The sequence below is a fragment of the Acidovorax sp. NCPPB 3576 genome (genome assembly GCF_028473605.1).
In the GTDB taxonomy this organism is placed as follows: domain Bacteria; phylum Pseudomonadota; class Gammaproteobacteria; order Burkholderiales; family Burkholderiaceae_C; genus Paracidovorax.
In genome coordinates, this window is record NZ_CP097267.1 from 4,498,716 (window position 1) to 4,518,065 (window position 19,350).

The following is a 19,350-nucleotide window of genomic DNA, read 5'->3' on the forward strand; positions in this document are numbered from 1 at the left end:
TCTGTTAGGAGAACTTCAAGGCTTTACCCAAAAACAGACTCATACCAGTAGTTCTGCTGATTGCTGAACCAAGGGTCTTTATGACCATCGCAAAGCGGACGAAGACATTTCTTATCCAATTGGTATCTAGTCATCAATCCAACCAATTCATAAAAACTCAGTTGATCGATTGGCATCTCGATGTTTAAGTCAAGCCCATCAGGCGTTCCTACAAACGCTTTAACAGCGGCAATGCCTTGTAGCCAACTAAAAAAGTGGTCTTCATCCGCCTCGCAATAGAAGCGAGTTGGCTCAGGAATGCGCAACATCATTGTGTATTTACTCATCATTGTCTCGGTCGCTCGTTTCTATAACCGCCACCTGGCGTCTGCACATCCCAATGTGGTCCTCCATGCGCTCTGCTACCAGGACCAGTTGGGCCAGTCGGACACCACACATCCCCTTTAGCATCTTCCCAGCCATAGCCAGAACCACCCTTTCCAGGATTCGGATTGGGCATCCAGTTTTCGCCGCCCTTAGGATCTTTGAAGCCTTCGGCATCACCGGGTTTGCCCGGCGCCTTGGGCCCATTTGGGTCATATGCATTCTTAGGCGGTTTCGCAAACATGCGATCCAGCCCATAACCTAGCGTACCCAGAGCAGTTCCAACCACAATGTCAGTTCCCGTGATGATCGCTGGAATCAACGGAATGGCGATTGCGAACTCGCCTGTCGGGTCAGTATAGGAAGCCGGATTTCCTCCCACATACAAGAACCGATTCCATCCCCCATCCAGTCCAATCGGGTCCGCCTGGAAGTACCGACCCGAAGGCGGGTCATAGGACCGGTTCAGGTTGTAGTTCAGTTGGGTCTCCTCATCGAACACCTGCCCCGGATACCGCAGGTCGAACTTGATGGCTTCTGCATAGTTGGAACTGCCCTGCCCGCTTTGCGCGAAATTGGTCGCCCCGGTCGTCGGGTTCGCCTCCCCAAACCCCGTGATCAGCCATTGCCACGCCACCTGCCCCTGCGTGTTGGTGAGGCGTCTTGGCGTGTTCAGGTGGTCCGCATCGATGGCGTACAGCCGCCCGTTGATCTGCGCGGCGATGGGCATCGGCCCGCTTGCCGTGGGCAGGTAGATCACTTCGGTGCTGCCCATCTCGCCTGCCGGTGCCGCGCTGTCGCTGCTCCTTCTGCTGCCGTACTGCCCCAGCACGGTGCTGCCGATGCCGTCCTCCGCATAGACGGTCTGCTGGGTGATGGCCGGGTTGTTGGCCCCGGACAGCCGAGCATCGCTCTTGAACACGCGCTGGCCCAGAGCGTTGTAGGTGTAGCTCACAGCCAATGCGTTGGCCGGGTCTGCGTTTGGCCCCGCCTTGGCGATGCGGCCGTCCACGCCGTAGTGCAGGTAGCTGTCGCCCTTCTTGGTGATCGATCCGGTGGCGTCGTGGATGTAGCTGACGTTGGTCGTTTGTGCGCTGCCGCCCGCGGGCGTGAAGGTCTGCGTGTAGCCGCCCAGGCGGTTGTTGTTGCTGGCGAGTTGATAGTCGCGCTGCAGCGTGGCGGTGCCCGCCGCCGTGCTGCTGCTGTAGTAGCTCTGGCTGCGGTTGCCGTTGGCATCCCACGCGTAGCCGCTGGCGTTGGCACCGATGGTGTCGCTCAATGCCGTTCCGCTGGGCAGCGTGAGGGGGTTGGGCGCGCTGTGCGCGCTGGCGGTGAGCCGGCCCACCGCGTCGTAGCTGTACGCGCTGGTGAGCGCCACCTGCTGCGCCACCGTGCTGCTTTGCGTGGGCAGCATGTGCTGCTGGGTGATCTGCGCGATGCGCCCGGCACTGTCCCAGGTCAGTTGCAGCAGGGCGCTGGCGGCCAGCTGGCCCGCGCTGGTGTAGCTGCGCTGCTCGGCCAGCGGCGCGGGGTTGCCGGGGGGTCTGCGCAAAGCCAGGCCATTAGCTTTTTAATTTACAGTAACTCATCTAGTTGATCCGAGAAGTAACCTTGCAGATTTTTCAGTATTCGAATCGAGGCGGCCCGTCATTATTAGGATTTCCAACCCCACTTGCGCCATATGCAAGCGCTCCGAAGAGGTGCTCTGTCGCCATTGTTTAAAAAGCTTCATGGCCGTCTCGACTGGATATTTTCGCGCAACCATGTCGCTCACCGAGTGACGCAAAATTTCGTCGCCATAATCTTCTGCATTCTCATCGAAGATTGCTATCAGATTCGCAATTTGTGGCTTTGTCAGCTTATTAAAGTCGTTGTAAAGACTCATGACCAAGCTGCTGCTGCCCGTCACACTGCAAGTCGCTTTGTCCTGTAGCGCATTAGCAAAGAAGTCAAAAACCTCTTGCGACCAGAACTCACATTCCAGTTGGGTGTACTCCAGATCAAAGCAAACTTCTTGAAATTCCGTTTTGTCTTTGGCCACAACGGCGGCAGAGAGCCTCTGTATGAATGGAATCAAATTCATGATGCATCAAGGAAGAACGACATTGGCGGGAATCGTTGGCCACAAGGGTGGAAACAACGATGGCAGCATGCGAAGACAACGGTATGCAACATACCCCACACCGACAGTGGCCGCCGCGCTAGCAGCCGCGCAACCGGTATCGCAGCTTTGGCTACTGCTGTTATCGTCGTCATCCTCACACTCGTCTGAATACCGTTTTTCGAACTTGCGCAGATTACTTTCACGATCATTAATCATCGTTCTGTGACCGCGCTTGGTTTGGCTAAGTAACTCGCCCGGCCCAAGACGTTCAGGCAAGTTTAGTCGGTCTGCCGCCAAATCACTCCAACGATCATCCAAGTCGTTATTCAGGTTTTGAATTTTCTTACGTAAAGCCGAACAATGAGCGCTATTCGCTTTGTGCTTGAGGCCCGTCGGATCAGTAAAGTTCAGCGGATTCCCGCCCACATATCCATAACGATTCCAGCCCCCATTGAGCCCGATGGGATCATTCTGGAAATACCGCCCCGAAGGCGGGTCATAGGACCGGTTCAGGTTGTAGTTCAGTTGGGTCTCCTCATCGAACACCTGCCCCGGATACCGCAGGTCGAACTTGATGGCTTCCGCATAGTTGGAACTGCCCTGCCCGCTCTGTGAGTAATTGGTCGCCCCGGTCGTCGGGTTGGCCTCCCCAAACCCCGTGATCAGCCACTGCCACGCCACCTGGCCCTGCGTGTTCGTCAGGCGTCTCGGCGTGTTCAGATGGTCCGCATCGATGGCGTACAACCTGCCATTGATCTGCGCGGCGATGGGCATCGGCCCGTTCGCGGTGGGCAGGTAGATCACTTCGGTGCTGTCCATCTCGCCCGCTGCTGCCGCGCTGTCGCTGCTCCTTCGGTTTCCGTACTGGCCCAGCACGGTGCTGCCGATGCCGTCCTCCGCATAGACGGTCTGTTGAGTAATGGCCGGGTTGTTCGCCCCCGACAGCCGCGCATCGCTCTTGAACACCCGCTGGCCCAGGGCGTTGTAGGTGTAGCTCACCGCCAGTGCGTTGGCCGGGTCGGCGTTGGGTCCTGCCTTGGCGATGCGCCCGTCCACGCCGTAGTGCAGGTAGCTGTCGCCTTTCCTGGTGATCGAGCCGGTGGCGTCGTGGCTGTAGGCAGTCGTGCTGGTCTGCGCGCTGCCGCCCGCTGGCGTGAAGGTCTGCGTGTAGCCGCCCAGGCGGTTGCTGTTGCTGGCGAGTTGATAGTCGCGCTGCAGCGTGGCGGTGCCCCCGACCGTGCTGCTGCTGTAGTAGCTCTGGCTGCGGTTGCCGTTGGCATCCCACGCGTAGCCGCTGGCGTTGGCACCGATGGTGTCGCTCAACGATCTGTCGCCGGGCAGGACCAGGGTGTTGGGCGCGCTGTGCGCGCTGGCGGTGAGCCGGCCTGTGGCGTCGTAGCTGTACGCGCTGGTGAGCGCCACCTGCTGCGCCACCGTGCTGCTTTGCGTGGGCAGCATGTGCTGCTGGGTGATCTGCACGATGCGCCCGGCACTGTCCCAGGTGAGCTGCAGCAGGGCGCTGGCGGCCAGCTGGCCCGCGCTGGTGTAGCTGCGCTGCTCGGCCAGCGGCGCGGGGTTGCCGGGGGTCTGCGCAAAGCCCGGCCATTGCCAGCCAGTGGCCTGGCCCAGCGGGCTCCAGGTGATGCCGGTGACCAGCGGCTGGCCGTTCCACTGCAGCCCGGTGAGCTGGCCGGTGGCGTCGTACTGGTGCACCAGTTGGCGACCGCTGGCGTAGGTGATGCGGGCGATCTGCCCCGCGCCTGCGCTGCCGGCGGGAACGTACTGGTAGCCCACGGTGCTGCTGCTGCCGTTGGCCAGGACCTGGGTGCGCGCGGTGATGCGCCCCTGCGCGTCGCGCTGGTAGCGCGTGGTGACGCCCGCGTCCTGGATCTCGCTCAAGGACCCCACGCTGGCACTCGGGCTGCCGCTGGCGTTGTACTCGGGTCCGGGCAGGTCGTAGCGCAGCACGGTGGTGCGGCTGGCCCCGCCCAGGCTGCTCACGATCTGCGTGGGCCGGCCCAGCGCATCGCGCGTGATGGCGGTGGCCCGTCCCAGCGCGTCGGTGAGGCTTTGCGGCAGGCCCAGGCTGTCGTAGGTGCTGTTTGCCGTGCCGCTGTCCGCGCTGGATTCCTGCTTGGCGTTGCCCAGCGCGTCTCGGGTGTAGCTGGTGGCCACGCCTTTGAAGTCACTGGCCTGCGTGATGGCGTCCTGGGCGTTGTAGACCAGCGCGGCACTGGCGTTCTGGGCGTTGGTGAGGGTCTTCACGCGCCGCAGCGCGTCCAGCGCGAGGGTGGTGCTGCGGCTGGCGCCGCCTACGGTCTCGGTGCTGCGGATGAGTTCGCCGTTGGCGTCGTAGCCATAGCCGGTCGTGCTGAGCGCGCCCGTGGCGGCCGAGCCGATGGTGACGCTCTCCACCCGGTTCAGGCTGTTGATGGTGCGCGCGACCGTCCACGCGGCCTGGCCCTGGGCGCCGGTGATGCTCTCGGCCACCCGGTTGCCCATGCCGTCCAGCGTGTAGCTGGCGCTCGCCCCCCGGTTGTCGCTCCAGCCGGTCAGGCGCTGCGCGGCGTCGTAGGTGTAGCTGGTGGCGTAGCCGCTGGCCAAACTCGCGCTGGCCAGTTGGCCGCTGGCGGTGTAGGTATAGCTGCTGACCTCGTCGCCGCGCTGCGCCCGCGTGAGCCGCCCGCGCGCGTCGTACTGGTAGCTGCTCACCAGGCCCGTGGGCGCGGTGTGGGTGAGCACCCGGCCGGCCGCGTCGTGGGTGTACAGGCTGCTCTGGCCCAGCGCGTTGGTGGCCTGGGTGAGGTGGCCCGCGCTGTCGTAGGCGTAGGTGGTGGTGGCGCCGCCCGGGTCGGTCTCGCTGGCGATCAGCCCCGAGGGGTGGTAGGTCCAGGCCCAGGTGCGCGAGACGGGCGGGTTCACCGAGGTGTCCTTGATCGTCTGCGTGAGGGCGTTGCCCTGGCTGTCGTACGTGTAGGCCGTCTCGCGGCCCGCCTCCGTCACCTTGACCGGCAGGCGCCACTGCGGGTGCCATTCGGTGCTGGTCGTGCGCGCCTGCGCCGTGCCGCTGGCCTGCGTGGTGCTCAGCGGCACGCGCCTGCCCGCATCCCATTGGTACGTCGTCACGCTCCCAAGAAAGTCGGTCTCGGATTCGATCAGCCCTTGCGCGTTCTGCACCCGCTGCGCGGCATCGGGCTTGCCGGTGCCATCGGGCAAGCTGGCCCCGCTGACGACCAGCTTGCCCAGGTTGAGGCTGTAGTTGAAGGTGCGCGCCGTGCCCAGGGGGTCGGTGACGGTGGCGCCAGAGCCATCGGCTGCCGGATAGCTCACCTGGTAGCGGTTGACGCTGCCGGCCAGTTCGGTGCTGGTGGCCCGGCCCGTGCTGTCGTAGCCGAAGGTGCCCCAGCGCGCACCGGTCTCGTCCACGATGCCGGTGAGGGCCTGCGGGAAGCCCGCATCTTCGTACAGGAAGGACCGGCTCTTGCCATCGGGATAGGTGACGCTGGAGAGCCGGCCGCTGCCGTCGTAGGCATAGCGGATGACTTGCTGATCCGGTGTGGTAACAGAGGTCAGCCGGCCCGACGGTTGGTAATCAAGCAAGAGCTTCTGCCCGAACGGATCGGTGATGGAGGCCAAGAGTCCATACGTGTGGTACGCGTAAGACGTCACCCAGCCGTTGCGCGCCGTGACCGACTGCAGCTTGCCGCCGCTGCTGAACTGCAGCGTGGCGTCGTCGTCGCTGCGCTGGTAGGTCCAGGCGCCGGAGGCCGATTGCGTCAGCACGTCGTTGCTGGCCGTGGTCCAGGTGCTGCTGCCCGTCGCCTTGAAGAAGGTCCGCAGGTGGCCCTCTCCCGTCGTGATGCTCACGCTGATGCCGGTGGACGTACTACTGGCCAACAGAAACGCTTGATGATTGTGACTCCAGGCCATGCTCAAGGGCCCTTGGGGCCGGCCCGGGTCTTTGCCCCACGTGCTTTCGTACCGCCGAGTAAAAGACAGCGCCGCAGGCCCCTGCCCGCTCCAGTCGGTCTCGGTGCGGACCTTGGCTTCGTTCGACGGCATGATGGGCTGCCCCACTTCCACGCCGGAGGCCCTGCAGGAAAGTGCCGGAGGTTCTGGCGTGGCGGCAATGCAGGCGTTGGTGGGCACGTCCTCGGCGAACCCCGGCTGGCAGGCACAGGTGCCGCTCGCCGTGGTGATGCTGTTGGGCGGGCAGGACAACGTAGATTGTTTCCAGATGGGGGTCCAGTAATCCCCCGGACCCGCCGAAGAGTCGACGGCGCAGTAGTCGCCTGCGACCGAAAAGCCCGTGGCATTGGAATAGCCTCCAGCAAACCACGCGCAGTACGCCTCCTTGGTGGCGAACTTCGGGTTTCCCGTTGGCCAAGCGTACATAAAGCTTTTTTGCAATTCCGCATGCGCCGCGAGATTGCCTGTGAGCATGAGAAGGCCCAACGCAGCGTGCAACAGTGCCCGCACCATCGCGCAACGGCAAAAACCGCTCAGCCGGAGCGTGACAAACGCTGTCCACCCCAAAAAACCGCTTTGAGGTGCAGCAGCTCTGAGCACCGGTGCGCCAAACACAAGGAAGCCCACAGTCAAGGCACCGTCAACCGATGCCTCATTTTTCGCACATTGCATTCTTTCTCCCGCCTGCCGTTTTGTCTGATGCCAAAAAACTGAATTATTAGTCACAATTTTATTTATTTATAAGCAACCAATGCGTGCATGACCACCGCGCCCCTCAAAACTCCGCATGCACCCGCACCGACACCACATCCACCGGCCCCCGGTCGCGGTTGTAGCCCGGGTGCACGATGTGCTGCACCCCCAGCGACACGGCGGACTGCAGCGGCCCGCCCGGCATGGGCACCGGGGCGAACGTGAGCAGGTAATACGCCTCCCACACGCGCTCGCTGCCGTAGCGCAGGGCGCCGTCGCCCAGGAACGCCCCGAGCCCGCCGGCCGCCAGGTAGTTGCGGTGGTCGGCCGACAACCCGTTGACCGCCACGGCGGCGCCCACGCGGTCGGCGGCGCGGCCCCAGGCGGTGCCGGCGATCTGGCCGCCGAAGGACAGCTGGCGGTCGATCTCGGCGAAGGCGTAGGTTTCCTGGCGGCCGCTGCTGCGGCTGGCGCGCACGAACACGCCGGCGTCTTCGGCCAGCGGGGCCTCCAGGGTCAGGGCCCAGCCGGTCTTGGTCTGCAGGCGGCGCACGGCGCCGACGTCCGGCGTGCCGCCAACGGCCCGGGACGCGGCCAGCGCATCGGCGAACGCGCCCATGACGGCGCGGTTGCGGAACAGCAGCACGCGCCCGCGCAGCGGGCCGGCGGGCAGGGCCACGGGCAGGTCGGATTCGGCCTCGATCTGGTCGCCGTAGTGCTGGGTCCACGAGCGGTCCAGCGGCTGGCCGTTGGATTCGCGCGGCTGCAGGGCGCGGCCCCCGCGCACGGCCCACTGCGGCGTGCGGTATTCGAGGATGCCGGCCCAGGTGTAGCCGCGTGCGTCGGCCGCGTAGTCCCAGGCGCCGGGGGTGAGGAAGGACCAGTTGAAGAACTGCTCGCGCGGGTCCTTGGCGTAGGGGTTGTTGTCGAAGTAGTCCAGCAGCGAGAGGTTGCCGGCCACCAGGGTCCACCGGCGCGCGCTGGCGCTGCCGCCCAGTTCGTTGAAGTCGGGCTCGATGCGTTCGGTGTCGCCGCCCGCGTCCCAGCGCTGCAGCAGGAACAGGCGCGCGCGGTAGGCCTTGATCTGCGCGCCCGAGGTGCGGGCCAGCTCGCCGTTGGAGAGCCCGCCCGCGCCCGACAGGTGCGACAGCGGCACGCCCTGCCCGGCCTCGGGGTTGAAGTGGATCTGCGCGCCGCTCCAGGGGCGCAGCCCGAGGTCGGCGGTGGCGGTGAAGGAATACGAGCGCTCGGCCGTGGGCACCAGGCTGTTGGGGCCGGTGTAGGGCGCATCGAACGAGGGCTTGTGCTGCCACACGTAGGTGGTCTGCGCATGCAGGGCCCAGGGGGGCGGGTCACCGTCCGCCGGGTTGCCGGCGTCGCCGGACGGGGTGGCCAGGGCCTGGGCAGCGAGGACGGCCGCGGTGCCGCCCAGCGCGGCCTGCAGCACGCGCCGGGGCCCGAAGCCACGGAAGAAATGGGAGAGGAGCGACAGCATGCGGCGGCATTCTGTCAGGCCCCGGTGGCCTGCGCGTGTCCGCGCGATCGCCGCGCGCTTCAGCGTGGTTTTTTGCGCACAGGCAGCGTGGCGGCGGCACTGGCCGAGACCTTGCCGCCCAGCCCGGGCGGCACGTGGAGGACCGGCTCGGCAACGGCGTCCGCAGGCCCGGCCACCACGTCCGCGGCAGGCGGCTCGGGCGATACCACCACCGCCGCAGCCGGAACGGGCGCGGCGGCGCGCGCGGCCGGCAGGGAGCGGCGCCAGGCCTCGATCACCACCTCGTTGACGAACTGCCGGTCCAGCCACAGCCACAGCACCATGGGCGCGAGCGTGGGCAGCACCAGCACGCCCACCTGGTAGCCGTACACCAAGGCCTCCAGCTGCCACTGGGCGACCTTGAGCACGCGCACGTCGAGCTGCGCCGTCAGCACCACCTGCATGAGCAGGTGCATCACCAGGCTGAAGGCCTGCAGCGGCACGAGCAGCGCAAAGCCCGCCAGCGCGCGCCAGGTGCGCCCCGGGCCGCGCGCAGACAGCAGCAGGGCGAGGAAGATGGGCAGGCCGTAGGCATAGCGGCCGGGGTCGGATTCGACGGTGATCTCGACCAGGCGGTTGCCGGTCTGCGGCGTGGCGACGGCCACCGAGGTATCGACCTCGAACGCGCCGGGCCGCAGCCGCGTCTCGCGCACCCAGCCCGGGGCCGCGTGTTCGAGAACCCCGCCGGCCACCATGCCCACGGGGTACGAGGTCCAGGGCGAGACCCGGATCCACAGCAGGGTGAGCAGCACCACCCCGGCGAACAGGCCGAGGACGAAGATTTTCAGGCTGGCGGCGCGGCGCATGCGGTGCCGCGGATCACGCCGGCACGGCCGCAGGGGAAGCGGACGGCGCCGAGGGTGGTGCCGCTGGCGGCTCGTTCGGCGGAGCACCCGCGCCGCCCCGGCTGCCGGCCCGCACCCACAGCAGCCAGACGATGAGCACGTCCACCATGATGAGCGCCTGCCAGAGGTATTCGTGGGCGAAGTTGAAGATGGCGGTGTTCCACTGCCCCAGGTAGAACAGGCTGACCACCCGCACGATGTTCATGGCCTGCACGGCCACGAAGCCGGCGACCAGACCGACCAGCTTGTGGCGCCAGGTGGACGGAAACGCCATGACGGCGGCGAACAGCACGATGCACGCCTCGATGCCGTTGCAACCCGCTTCGATGGAGACGCCGAAGCCCGTGGCCTGGTTCCACAGCACCTTGCCCGAGGCGGCCGCCGAGCTGTCGAACCAGGTGACCAACCCGGCGCAGATGCGGGCCAGCAACGCCGTCCACGGCAGCACCAGGTGCTGCTGCACCCAGCCCAGCATGTTGATGCCGAACATCGTCAACTGCAGGGTCAGGAAGAGGAGGAAAAAGCGCAACATGCCGGGAAGGCTCCGCAGAGTAGAAAAAGGGACCGCCGCACATTATCCAGGCAGCATGCCTCCACATGCCATGGGAAAAGCCTGCGGATGGACGTCTACTTCCGGGAAGGCGCTCCACCTTGCCTGCTCATAGACCAGCCGCAGGGGCCGAAGCGCGATGGGACGCATCAGCCCATCGCAAAGCCCGCAACCTTTAGTTACCAACTTGGAATTAATCCAGGTTGAGTTATCACTATGATGCGGCGCGTGGTACAGCCGGAGGGACGTGCCAGCATCGTTCCAAAATCATTTGAATATAAAAATATGCTTCAAATTGATCCACAAGGCATGGTGACCGCGTCGCGCATCCAGCCGCGTCGATTCACCATCATCGAGCGTTCGGCCATGCGTTCCATTACCGGAATCATCGTTCATCAAACCGGCTCCCCCAACGAGCAAGGCGTTTTTGCCAGCTACCAGTCAGGGGGAAACGGTGCGCACTTTCTCATCGCCAAGAATGGCGCCCTCTATCAAACAGCATCGAAACAGCATCGGTCCGTTATCGGACGAATCATGTGGGCCCGCTGAAAGCCCGTTGCCTTGCGGAGCACCGCTGTACGTCCGCTGCCTTCCGGAAATCGAAGGATTTTCCGCAAAACAGTGCTGTGGAGCGCATGAACAAAATGGAGATGACCAAATCCGTCCCGGTGCGGTATCCCAGCAACATCGACTCGATCGGTATCGAAATCGTGGGAATTGCCTCGCTCCCGCCGGACGTCAAAATGCCTGCAGGACTCAGCAAAGCACAGCAAGATGCATTTTTGGGAGAAAAGTCTGTCTACGAACCCATCACCACCGCGCAAAACCTTTCCCTGCGGTGGCTCGTCGACGAACTGGTCAGCACGCTCCACCTGAATTCGTCGGAAGTCCACCGGCACCCCGACGTGAGCCGGAAAAACGCAACCGAAGCGAGTACCGCTCTATGGCGCTGAAAAGGCATGCCATCGCCGCCTTGTGCATCGCTGCACATCTCTTTCCATCCCATGCGCAGGAATCGAAGTCGCCCGCCCCTGCGCGCAAGTCCTATCCGGTTGCAGCCGTGGCATCGGTCGAGATAACGCGGCCCGCGGCGCAAAACGCAGCGGGAGAGTCCGCCCCCTGCGTTGGCACCCGGCCGCTGGCAGAGCAGGATGTCCACCGATTCCTGGCCCATTCGAGGCCCATCGACCGCCGTGCCTATCTGCACGACCATTTCCTCACCGGTGACTGCTACACGGAGGCCCGCATCCGGTTCAAGGATGGCCGCGTTGCCACACTTGGCATCGCCAACGATGCCGGCACCGCCCTGCTCACGCCGGTCGTCGCGGGCAAGGAGCAGGCGTCCGGCCGCTACCTGCACTGCGCACGGTGCACAGGCTTGCTGGACCTGCCGGACCGAGAGCCTTCGAAGTAGCCCTGGCCACCATCGCAGCCCAATAAAAAAAGCCCGGCCTCCCAAGAAGACCGGGCTTTTGATTGCTACTTATTTAATAGCAATATGCCCCAGTGAATCATGCGCTGGAGGCCGATCAGGCCAGCAATGCGTTCACGCGCTTCACATAGGCGGCGGGGTCCTCGGGCAGGCCGCCTTCGGCCAGCAGCGCCTGGTCGAACAGGATGTGCGCCAGGTCGTGGAAGTGCACGCTGCCATCGAGCTTCTTGACCAGGGCGTGATCGGGGTTCACCTCCAGCACGGGCTTGGACTCGGGCGCCTGCTGGCCGGCCTGCTTGAGCATGCGCGCCAGCTGGGTGCTCATGCCGTCGTCCTGCACGACCAGGCAGGCGGGCGAATCGACCAGGCGGGTGGTGGCGCGCACGTCGTCGGCCTTGTCCTTGAGGGCTTCCTTGAGCTTGGCCAGCAGCGGCTTGAAGGCCTCGGCGGCTTCCTCGGCGGCCTTCTTCTCGGCCTCGTCCTGCAGCTTGCCCAGATCGACCGCGCCCTTGGCCACGGACTGCAGCGGGGTGCCATCGAAGTCCTGCAGGTAGTTCAGCGCCCATTCGTCCACGCGGTCGGTCATCAGGAGCACCTCGATGCCCTTTTTCTTGAAGACTTCGAGCTGCGGGCTGTTCTTGGCGGCGGCCAGCGTGTCGGCGGTGATGTAGTAGATGGCGTCCTGGCCGTCCTTCATGCGCGCCTTGTAGTCGGCGAACGAGACGGTGACCGCATCGCTTTGCGTGGAGGCGAAGCGCAGCAGCTTGGCCAGGCGCTCGCGGTTGCCGAAGTCCTCGCCCAGGCCTTCCTTGAGCACGGCGCCGAACTCGGCGTAGAAGGCCGTGTACTTGCCTTCCTTGGCCTTGTCCTCGTCGCTCACCACATCGGTCACGCCGTCGGCGCCTTCGCCGGCAGTGTGCCTGTCGTGCTTGGCCAGGTCTTCCAGCATGCCGAGCACGCGCTTGGTGGAGCCTTCGCGGATGGCGCGCACGTCGCGGCTTTCCTGCAGCAGTTCGCGGCTCACGTTGAGCGGCAGGTCGCTGGAGTCGATCACGCCCTTCACGAAGCGCAGGTAGGTGGGCATCAGCGCCTCGGCGTCGTCCATGATGAACACGCGCTTGACGTACAGCTTCACGCCGGCCTTCTTGTCGCGGTTCCACAGGTCGAACGGCGCCTTGGCGGGCACGTACAGCAGTTGCGTGTACTCGGTGTTGCCCTCCACGCGGTTGTGGCTCCAGGTCAGCGGGTTCTCGTGGTCGTGGCTGATGGCCTTGTAGAAGTCCTGGTACTGCTCTTCGGTGATGTCCTTCTTGGGGCGGGTCCACAGGGCGCTGGCCTTGTTGACGGTTTCCCACTCGCCGGTCTTGACCATGCCGCCGGGCTGGCGGCCGCCGTTTTCGTCGGCGGGGTTGATCAGCTCGCCCTCTTTCCACTCTTCCTTTGCCATCAGGATGGGCAGGCTGATGTGGTCGGAATACTTGCCGATGATGGACTTGATCTTCCAGGCGTTCAGGAACTCTTCGGCGTCGTCGCGCAGGTGCAGGATGATGCTGGTGCCGCGCTCGGGGCGGGTGATGGTCTCGACCTCGAAGTCGCCCGTGCCGCCGCTGATCCAGCGCACGCCTTCTTGCGCGGGCAGGCCGGCGCGGCGCGATTCCACGGTGATCTTGTCGGCCACGATGAAGCCGGAATAAAAGCCCACGCCGAACTGCCCGATCAATTGGCCCTGCTCGGACGCCGTGGTCTTCTGGTCGCCCGAGAGCTTGCCCATGAAGTCCTTGGTGCCGCTCTTGGCGATGGTGCCCAGGTGGTCGATGGCCTCCTGCTGGCTCATGCCGATGCCGTTGTCGGTGATGGTCAGCGTCTTGGCGTCCTTGTCGAAGGCCACGCGCACTTCGAGGTTGGGCGCGTCTTCGTACAGGTCGTTGTCGTTGAGGGCCTCGAAACGCAGCTTGTCGCAGGCGTCGGACGCATTGGAGATCAGCTCGCGCAGGAAGATTTCCTGGTTGGAGTACAGCGAATGCGTGACCAGGTGCAGCAGTTGCGCCACTTCGGCCTGAAAGGAATGGGTCTGTTTGCTCATGGTGTGGATTGGGAGGTCGGGGTCATTCACAAAAAGAGGGACGCCCCGGCAGTTCGGGGCAGGCGCCGCATTATCAAGGCTGCAGGGTTCGGCCCTGCCCCAAGGGCGCCCGCGGCCATTGAACTCCGGCTGCGTGCCCCGTTCCAAGCCGCGATCCCGCCCCCGGCCCGGGGTGGCCTGCCTCCCTGACGACGGAATCCGATCCATGCGCAAACTCCAGAACCTGCTTCGCAGGCACCTGCCGATGGCGGCGTGCCTGGCCCTGCTGCTGGGCCCCACCCCGCCGCTGTGGGCCCAGGCCACGGGCCGGCCCGATGGCTTCGCCGCCGGGGTCACCGGCGGCGGCCAGGGCGAAGTGGTGCGCCCCACCTCGCTGGACGGCCTGGAACGCGCGCTGTGCCAGCGCGCCGAGGGCCAGCGGTGCACCGACGACACACCGCGCGTGATCGTGCTGGACCGCCTGTTCGACTTCCGGGGTTCGCTGCAGGCCCATGGCTCCGCCACCACCACCGAGGCCGGGTGCCTGGCTGTCGACTGCAAGGACAACCCACCGGGCCAGGGCGGCCAGGGCGGCCGGGGTGGGCAGTGGGCCCTGAACGTCGCCCACTTCTGCGATGGCCGCCCGGCCGCCCCGGTGAGCTACGACAACGCCGGGCGCCGCCCCCTGCCCGTGGGCTCCAACAAGACCCTCGTCGGCCTGGGGCGCAACGCGGGCCTCCAGGGCCGGGGCCTGCGGATCGGCGATGGCAACCGCAACGTCATCGTGCAGAACCTTCGCATCACCGACATCAACCCGGGCGTCGTCTGGGGCGGCGATGCGCTGACCATCGACGGCGCCGACGGCGTGTGGGTGGACCACAGCCTGTTCGCACGGATCGGCCGCCAGATGGTGGTGACGGGCTTCGGCAGCGCCACGCACGTCACCCTGTCCCACAACGAGTTCGACGGGCGCACCGACCACTCGGCCACCTGCGACGGCCACCACTACTGGCTGTGGCTGTTCCTGGGCGCACAGGACACGATCACCGTGGCCCGCAACTACATCCACGACACCTCGGGCCGCGGGCCGCATGCGGGCGGCATGAAGAACGCCACCGTGGCCGCGCACCTGGTCAACAACTATTTCGAGAACATCAGCGGCGAAGGCGCGGCCATGCCCCTGACGGCCACGGCCCGCCTGTTGATGGAGGGCAACTATTTCGACCACGTGACCTGGCCCGTGTACCGCTACCCGCACGCGCCCGGCCCGGGCCCGGCCTTCGCCCCGTTCGCCAGGCAGGCCGACCCGCGCAACGGCCTGTGCCGCCAGGCCATCGGGCGGGACTGCGTGCCCAACGACCAGATCGCCAGCGGCACCGCCGACCCGCCGCCGCTGGATGCGCCGGCGATCAGCGCTTTCGGTGCGTGGCGGGACTCGCTGGTCGCGCCGGAATCCGCCGCCGAGACGGCCCGCTCGGTGCGCCGGCAAGCGGGCGTCGGGGTGATCGGCACCACCGGGGGCACTTCGCCCTGAACACGCCCCGGAGAATGCTATTAATTCAATAGCAAACAAGGCATGTTTCACTAGGGCATGGCATCAAAAACATCCAAAACCCTGCCACCAGCGCCGCCGGCGGCATGCCCCGGCCCGGGGCTTCAGAACTTCTCGTTCGCCCCCAGGTAGCGCCACTGCCCCACCGGCAGGTTGCCCAGGGTGATGCGGCCGATGCGGATGCGCTTCAAGCCCACCACCTTCAGGCCCACCAGCTCGCACATGCGGCGGATCTGGCGCTTCTTGCCTTCTTGCAGCACGAAACGCAGTTGCTCGGGGTTCTGCCAGTCCACGCGCGCTGGCTTGAGCGGCTGGCCATCCAGGGCCAGGCCGTGGCACAGGCGGGCCAGCTGGTCGGCGGGAAAGGCGTCCTGCACGTTCAGCGCCACGTCGCCGTACTGCACGCGCACGAGGTATTCCTTCTCGACGCCGGAGTCCTCGCCGATCAACTGGCGGGCCACGCGGCCGTCCTGCGTGAGCACGAGCAGGCCGACGGAGTCGATGTCCAGCCGCCCGCAGGGCGCCAGGCCCCGCAGTTGCGGCGGCGAAAAGCGCATGCGGCTCGGGTCCTCGCGCCAGTGCGTGCGCGGGTTGATCAGCGCCACGGCGGGCGTGTGCCCGTCCTCGGCCTGGCCGCTCACGTAGCCCATGGGCTTGTGCATCAGGATGGTGACCTTCTGGTCCTGAAAGCCCTGCGCCACGCGCTCGACCTCGATGCGGTCGGTGGGTGTGACCTGCAGCCCCATCGGCGCGACCTGGCCGTTGACCTTGACCCAGCCCTGCGCGATCCAGTCGTCGGCCTCGCGGCGCGAGCACAGGCCCAGTTCGGCCATGCGCTTGTTCAGGCGCGAGGTGCCGCCCTCGCCCGCCGGGGCCGCGGCAGCGGGGCCACGGCGTTCGGGCGGGCGGCCTGGCGCGGCGGCGGCCCCGCGCGGGGCGGTGGCGGGCTGCGGCGCGCGCGCGCGGTCGGACGATCGGGGTTCCTGCCAGGGTTCTGGCCGGGAGGGGGCGCGGGGTGGGACGCGAGAGGGGGCGCGCGGCGATGCGCCGGGGAACGGTCGGGCCGCAGGGCCGGCGTTGGCGCGGCTGGCCGACGGCACCGCAGGAGCGGACGGCGCGGCCTGGGCGGCGGCTGGGGGAAGGGAGAGGCGGCGGCGGGGCGGCGAATCGGACATGGGCGCTATTTTCGCTCGGCGGCCGCCGCATGCCAGGCGAGAAAGTCATCCATGGGCAACGGCCGGCTGATGTAGTAGCCCTGCGCGTCGTCGCAATGCAGCTCCCGCAGGCGCTCCAGGACGGAGACGGTCTCCACCCCCTCGGCCACCACGCTCAGGCCCAGGTTGTGGGCCAGGTCGATGGTGGAGCGCACGATCTGCTCGTCGCCGTTGTCCGAGGCCATGCCGATGACGAAAGACTTGTCGATCTTGAGCTCGTCCACCGGCAGCCGCTTGAGGTACGCCAGCGACGAGTACCCCGTGCCGAAGTCGTCGATGGACAGCTTGAAGCCCTGCTCGGACAGGCGGTTGAGCATGGCCTCGGCGCGCAGGGGCTCGTCCATGATGGCGCTCTCGGTGATCTCCAGGCAGAACGACGAGGCGGTCACGCCGTGGCGCGCCAGCAAGGCGCCCAGGCGGTTGCTCAGCTCGGGGTCGAGCAGATCGCGCGTGGACAGGTTGATCGAGATGCGCAGCGACAGCGGCTGCACCCGCGGCTGCGCCAGAAAGAGCACGGCCTGCTCGAACATCCACAGCGTGAGCTGCCGCACGAAGCCGGTCTGCTCAGCAAACGGAATGAACTGCAGCGGCGGCACCATGCCGCGCTCGGGGTGCTGCCAGCGCACCAGGGCCTCGGCGGCGGCGCCCGGCTGCCCTGTCAGCGTCACCTTGGGCTGCAGGAACAGGCGCAGCTCGTTGCGGTCCACCGCGCGGCGCAGCTCGGTCAGCAGCGAGAGCGAGCCGGCGCTGGAGGAATCCATCGACGGCTCGTACAGCAGCGCCCCGCTGAGCCGCTGCTTGGCCGCGTACATGGCGATCTCGGCATGGCTGAGCAGGGTATCGGCATCCTGCGCGGGGCCGGGCCAGCAGGCGATGCCGATGCCCGCGCTCAAATCCACCGCCCGGTCCCCGAAAGCCACCGGCATCTCGAAGGCGCGGATGATGCGCTGGGCCATGTCGCGCGCTGCCGTGTCGTCGGCGCCGGGCATCAGCATGGCGAACTCGTTGCCGCCCAGGCGGGCGACAACGTCGTGCGGCGAACGCGCCTGCGCGCTGATGCGCTCGGCCACGGCCTGCAGCAGCCGGTCGCCCAGCGCATAGCCGAGCACGCCGTTCACGTGCTTGAAGCGGTCCAGGTCCAGCGCGATCACGGCCACGGGGCGCCCGCCGCTGCCGGGGCCGATGGCTTCCATGATGGCGCGGCGAAAGCGCTCCCGGTTGGGCACGCCGGTCAGCCGGTCGGTGTCGGCCAGGCGCAGGATCTCGCCCTGCTGGCCGGCGATGTCCACCCGCATGCGGTCGAACGAGCGGGCCAGGTTGCCGATCTCGTCATGCCGGCGCGTGTGCTCGATGGGGGCGGCGTAGTCGCCCTGCGAAAGGCGGTGCGTGGCGGAGACCAGCGAGCGCAGCGGCATCGTCACGCGGCGCGCCATGAAGGCGCTGCCCAGCGCGAAGAGCACCAGGCCGGCCACGGTGATCACACCCAGCAGGATCTGCAGCCGGCGGTAGGGCGCGACCACATCGTCGATGGAGCGCAGCAGCAGCGCGCGGGCGCTGGTGGCGCCGCTGTCCAGCCGCACGGGCCGCACCAGCAGCGTCTCGCCGCCGAGCACCTGCTCCCCGCCCATGCGGAAGTCGCGCAGATCCGCCAGGGCGCGCGACGGCAGCGTGCTCACCGGCACCGCCACGGCGCCGGTGGCGTCGCGGACCTGGATGGCCACGTCCACCGACAGCAGTTGCTGCATCTCGGACACCAGCGTCTCGTTGACCGGAAAGCCCATCAGCACCCAGCCCACCAGCAGCGGCGCCCGCATGGGCACCATCACGAACTGGTACGGAATGCCGTGCACCACGGCGATCTGGCTGCCCTGCGGCTGTGCCACCAGCGCGGGCACGGCCTGGTCCACCGCGCTCTGGTAGTCGGCCGGGGTGCGCGAAGGGCTGGTGGACTGCAGGTGCATGCGGGTGTCCAGCAGCGCCGTCATCGCGGCGCCGATGCGCGCGCCGTGGTTCTCCAGCACGGACTGGATCGTCTCCGCGTCGCCCGAATTCACCGCGGAGCGAAATCCATAGTCGGAGGCCAGCAGCACGGAGGCCTCCTGCAGCCGCACGGCGTTCTGCTCCAGGAGCCAGCGCCAGACGCGTTCGTCCACGTCCAGGCTGCGCTCGATCTGGGCGCGCGCGTTGCGCACGATGAAGGTCTGCACCACCACAAACCCGGCCGCCTGCACGATCAACAGCAGCAGCAGCGAAATGCCGACGAGCCGGAAGATCAGGCTGCGGCGCAGCGCACGCAGGTTCAAGGGGTCACCCCCGTCAGCCGCACGACCACGGGCGCGATGCCCTCGGCCACCGCAAGGGGCTGTGCATAGGCGGCGGCGCCCACCGGAAGCCCCGCATGCCACACGCGCAGCGTGTAGTTGCCCGCGGGCACCTTCTCGATGCGCGCGCTGCCGAACGGCGGGGCGCCCTGGGCGAAATAGGGTGTTTCCAGCACCAGGATCCAGGCCACCATCTGGTCGTGGATGTTGCAGCCGAGCACCACGACGCCCGGCCGGTCGAAGAGCACGGGGTTGGCCGGCGTGCCGGAATACAGCTGCAATTCGAACTTCTTGGCCGGCGAGAACGAATACACGTGGTGGCGCACGTTGTCCTTGTTGGGAAACCGCACCTCGGTGCCCACCGTCACCGGCAGCACCTCGGGCACGAAGCGGCGCTTCAGTTGCCCCATGTCCTGCTGGGCCATCGGGCGCACCAGCTTGTGCGCCTCGGGCGAGTCCAGGAACACCACCGCTCCCAGCAGCGGCTTGCCCGCGCCGTCCTGCACGGTCACCTGGACCTCCGCGGCCATTGCCGGCAACGTCACCGCACAGAGCATGGCGACCATGCTCCGAGACAGGGGCGAGCGAAGTCGGGTCATGGGGCCGGTTCCTTCCAGAAAAATGTAACAAGGCGGCGGCAGATCGAACCACGCCGAAGTGGAATGCGCAAAAATGGCACGGCGCTACGCTACCAAATAAATAGCAACAGAA

Annotated in this window: 15 protein-coding genes; 4 read left to right on the forward strand and 11 right to left on the reverse strand. The window is 66.4% G+C overall.

Going from position 1 to position 19,350, the window contains the following annotated elements; genetic code table 11:
- Positions 1–23: 23 nt before the first annotated feature.
- The 7 genes from M5C98_RS20505 to xrtH form a co-directional block, all read right to left on the reverse strand.
- Entirely contained in the window at positions 24–326 is a 303-nt protein-coding gene (locus tag M5C98_RS20505) for a hypothetical protein (protein WP_272549273.1), read from the reverse strand.
- Positions 326–1,915, reverse strand: coding sequence for an RHS repeat-associated core domain-containing protein (locus tag M5C98_RS20510; protein WP_272549274.1), 1,590 nt, complete (start codon positions 1,913–1,915; stop codon positions 326–328). The genes M5C98_RS20505 and M5C98_RS20510 overlap by 1 nt, the downstream gene beginning before the upstream one ends.
- A 33-nt stretch (positions 1,916–1,948) precedes the next feature.
- The gene (locus tag M5C98_RS20515; RefSeq protein WP_272549275.1) at positions 1,949–2,446 is read right to left on the reverse strand and encodes a hypothetical protein; all 498 of its coding nucleotides are present in this window, start codon (positions 2,444–2,446) and stop codon (positions 1,949–1,951) included.
- A 6-nt stretch (positions 2,447–2,452) separates the two neighbouring features.
- Positions 2,453–6,862 (reverse strand): RHS repeat-associated core domain-containing protein, encoded by a 4,410-nt coding sequence (locus M5C98_RS20520; protein ID WP_272549276.1) that lies wholly within the window; start codon positions 6,860–6,862, stop codon positions 2,453–2,455.
- A 349-nt stretch (positions 6,863–7,211) separates the two neighbouring features.
- On the reverse strand, positions 7,212–8,624 hold the full coding sequence (locus M5C98_RS20525) for a carbohydrate porin (protein WP_272549277.1): 1,413 nt from the start codon (positions 8,622–8,624) through the stop codon (positions 7,212–7,214).
- A 59-nt stretch (positions 8,625–8,683) separates the two neighbouring features.
- Positions 8,684–9,469, reverse strand: coding sequence for an exosortase H-associated membrane protein (locus M5C98_RS20530; RefSeq protein ID WP_272549278.1), 786 nt, complete (start codon positions 9,467–9,469; stop codon positions 8,684–8,686).
- A gap of 13 nt (positions 9,470–9,482) precedes the next feature.
- Entirely contained in the window at positions 9,483–10,040 is a 558-nt protein-coding gene (gene xrtH / locus M5C98_RS20535) for an exosortase H (protein WP_272549279.1), read from the reverse strand.
- A 234-nt stretch (positions 10,041–10,274) separates the two neighbouring features.
- Between xrtH and M5C98_RS20540 the strand changes: the two genes are divergently transcribed.
- The 3 genes from M5C98_RS20540 (at position 10,275) to M5C98_RS20550 (ending at position 11,472) form a co-directional block, all read left to right on the forward strand.
- On the forward strand, positions 10,275–10,607 hold the full coding sequence (locus M5C98_RS20540) for a peptidoglycan recognition protein family protein (protein ID WP_272549280.1): 333 nt from the start codon (positions 10,275–10,277) through the stop codon (positions 10,605–10,607).
- A 101-nt stretch (positions 10,608–10,708) separates the two neighbouring features.
- Positions 10,709–11,011 (forward strand): hypothetical protein, encoded by a 303-nt coding sequence (locus M5C98_RS20545; RefSeq protein ID WP_336298489.1) that lies wholly within the window; start codon positions 10,709–10,711, stop codon positions 11,009–11,011.
- A complete protein-coding gene (locus M5C98_RS20550) occupies positions 11,002–11,472 on the forward strand; it encodes a hypothetical protein (RefSeq protein ID WP_272549282.1) in 471 nt (156 codons plus the stop codon). The genes M5C98_RS20545 and M5C98_RS20550 overlap by 10 nt, the downstream gene beginning before the upstream one ends.
- 115 nt (positions 11,473–11,587) lie before the next feature.
- Here M5C98_RS20550 and htpG read toward each other — a convergent pair whose 3' ends face one another.
- On the reverse strand, positions 11,588–13,573 hold the full coding sequence (gene htpG / locus M5C98_RS20555) for a molecular chaperone HtpG (RefSeq protein ID WP_272549283.1): 1,986 nt from the start codon (positions 13,571–13,573) through the stop codon (positions 11,588–11,590).
- Positions 13,574–13,778: 205 nt separating this feature from the next.
- On the opposite strand from htpG, the gene M5C98_RS20560 reads away from it, so the two are divergent.
- Positions 13,779–15,086, forward strand: a complete 1,308-nt coding sequence (locus M5C98_RS20560; protein WP_272549284.1) for a polysaccharide lyase family 1 protein — start codon at positions 13,779–13,781, stop codon at positions 15,084–15,086.
- 122 nt (positions 15,087–15,208) lie between these two features.
- On the opposite strand, the gene M5C98_RS20565 is transcribed toward M5C98_RS20560, so the two are convergent.
- The 3 genes from M5C98_RS20565 to M5C98_RS20575 are packed head-to-tail and all read right to left on the reverse strand — an operon-like array spanning position 15,209 to position 19,238.
- Positions 15,209–16,279, reverse strand: coding sequence for a pseudouridine synthase (locus M5C98_RS20565; RefSeq protein WP_442867204.1), 1,071 nt, complete (start codon positions 16,277–16,279; stop codon positions 15,209–15,211).
- Between the two features lie 5 nt (positions 16,280–16,284).
- Complete coding sequence (locus M5C98_RS20570) at positions 16,285–18,621, reverse strand: putative bifunctional diguanylate cyclase/phosphodiesterase (RefSeq protein ID WP_272549285.1); 2,337 nt, start codon at positions 18,619–18,621, stop codon at positions 16,285–16,287.
- Positions 18,618–19,238, reverse strand: a complete 621-nt coding sequence (locus tag M5C98_RS20575) for a methylamine utilization protein (protein ID WP_272549286.1) — start codon at positions 19,236–19,238, stop codon at positions 18,618–18,620. Before M5C98_RS20575 ends, M5C98_RS20570 begins: the two co-directional genes overlap by 4 nt.
- Between the last annotated feature and the right edge of the window lie 112 nt (positions 19,239–19,350).

Bases quoted from the DNA above. Each gene is read 5' to 3' on its own strand.
- M5C98_RS20505 (WP_272549273.1), bottom strand. From the start codon at position 326: ATGAGTAAATACACAATGATGTTGCGCATTCCTGAGCCAACTCGCTTC.
- M5C98_RS20515 (WP_272549275.1), bottom strand. From the start codon at position 2,446: ATGAATTTGATTCCATTCATACAGAGGCTCTCTGCCGCCGTTGTGGCC.
- M5C98_RS20520 (WP_272549276.1), bottom strand. From the start codon at position 6,862: ATGTACGCTTGGCCAACGGGAAACCCGAAGTTCGCCACCAAGGAGGCG.
- M5C98_RS20525 (WP_272549277.1), bottom strand. From the start codon at position 8,624: ATGCTGTCGCTCCTCTCCCATTTCTTCCGTGGCTTCGGGCCCCGGCGC.
- M5C98_RS20530 (WP_272549278.1), bottom strand. From the start codon at position 9,469: ATGCGCCGCGCCGCCAGCCTGAAAATCTTCGTCCTCGGCCTGTTCGCC.
- xrtH (WP_272549279.1), bottom strand. From the start codon at position 10,040: ATGTTGCGCTTTTTCCTCCTCTTCCTGACCCTGCAGTTGACGATGTTC.
- M5C98_RS20540 (WP_272549280.1), top strand. From the start codon at position 10,275: ATGATGCGGCGCGTGGTACAGCCGGAGGGACGTGCCAGCATCGTTCCA.
- M5C98_RS20545 (WP_336298489.1), top strand. From the start codon at position 10,709: ATGACCAAATCCGTCCCGGTGCGGTATCCCAGCAACATCGACTCGATC.
- M5C98_RS20550 (WP_272549282.1), top strand. From the start codon at position 11,002: ATGGCGCTGAAAAGGCATGCCATCGCCGCCTTGTGCATCGCTGCACAT.
- htpG (WP_272549283.1), bottom strand. From the start codon at position 13,573: ATGAGCAAACAGACCCATTCCTTTCAGGCCGAAGTGGCGCAACTGCTG.
- M5C98_RS20560 (WP_272549284.1), top strand. From the start codon at position 13,779: ATGCGCAAACTCCAGAACCTGCTTCGCAGGCACCTGCCGATGGCGGCG.
- M5C98_RS20565 (WP_442867204.1), bottom strand. From the start codon at position 16,279: ATGTCCGATTCGCCGCCCCGCCGCCGCCTCTCCCTTCCCCCAGCCGCC.
- M5C98_RS20575 (WP_272549286.1), bottom strand. From the start codon at position 19,238: ATGACCCGACTTCGCTCGCCCCTGTCTCGGAGCATGGTCGCCATGCTC.